Annotated in this window: 2 protein-coding genes; one reads left to right on the plus strand and one right to left on the minus strand. The window is 72.3% G+C overall.

What is annotated here, in order from left to right; all coding sequences use genetic code 11:
- Nucleotides 1-391: AraC family ligand binding domain-containing protein (locus FV228_RS30690; RefSeq protein ID WP_246694095.1), on the minus strand; the 391-nt coding region annotated here is incomplete at its 3' end.
- Between the two features lie 161 nt (nucleotides 392-552).
- On the opposite strand from FV228_RS30690, the gene FV228_RS30695 reads away from it, so the two are divergent.
- A partial coding sequence (locus FV228_RS30695) for an MFS transporter (protein WP_147857852.1) occupies nucleotides 553-1,045 on the plus strand: 493 nt, incomplete at its 3' end.

The following is a 1,045-nucleotide window of genomic DNA, read 5'->3' on the forward strand; positions in this document are numbered from 1 at the left end:
GGGTCAGCGGCGTCTCTGGGGCGCGGCCGATCTCGTCGAGCACCAGGGCGGCGAGGTGACCGCCGCGGCGCGCCTCGTCGTACAGGACCGGCTCGTCGCCGAGGGCCGTCAGGGCGGCGGCGAGCAACGGCGACACCAGGATCACCCGGCAGCGATCCGGGAAGGCCGCAACGGCAGCGGGGTCCAGATAGGCCGAGCACATCGCGACCGCACCGTGGGTCGCCACGGCGTGCGGCAGGCGCGGCGGGATCCACAGGGCATGGCCCTCCGGCACGACCCAGGTGCCATCCTCGGCCGAGGCCATCATCAGCCCGGCAGTGGCGTAGAGGAGCTGGGCGCGCGGGTGGAAGTGCCGGTCCAGCCGCATCCCGGCCGGATAGGTCTTGGGCATCACCGCGACCGCGCGCGGCACATCCTGATAGTCGGCGGCATCCGTGGAACGTCCGCGATGTCGCTGGCCGCTCGGAAAAAATGGCCCGTTCGCATCCATATCCGGCCCGACACCGCCATCGGGCCAGGGTATCAGGGGGCGATCCCGGAGGATACGCCGCGATGGATGCCGAAACCCTGTCCCGCCGCACGCTGCGCTTCGTCAACGTCGCGCACGCCCTCGACCACTACGTGCTGCTGATCTACCCGACCGCGGTGATCGCCATCGCGGCCCAGACCGGCCTGAGCTACGGCGAGCTGATCGGGCTGGCCACCGGCGCCTTCGTGGCGTTCGGGTTGTGCTCGCTGCCGATGGGCTGGCTGGCGGACCGGTTCGGCCGGCGCACCATGCTGGCGGTGTTCTTCCTCGGCTACGGCCTGTCCTGCCTCGGGGTGGCGAGCGCCACGTCGCCGCTGAGCTTCGCGCTCTGGCTGTGCGTGCTCGGCCTCGCCTCGGCGATCTACCACCCGGTCGGCTCGACCATGCTGGTCACCCATGCGCGCCGGCTCGGCCGCGACCTCGGGATCAACGGCGTCTGGGGCAATCTCGGCGCGGCCTCGGCCTCGGGCGTCACCGCGCTGCTGGGCGCCAGCGTCGGCTGGCGCCCAGCAGCGC

The sequence above is a fragment of the Methylobacterium sp. WL18 genome (assembly GCF_008040015.1).
GTDB lineage: Bacteria > Pseudomonadota > Alphaproteobacteria > Rhizobiales > Beijerinckiaceae > Methylobacterium > Methylobacterium mesophilicum.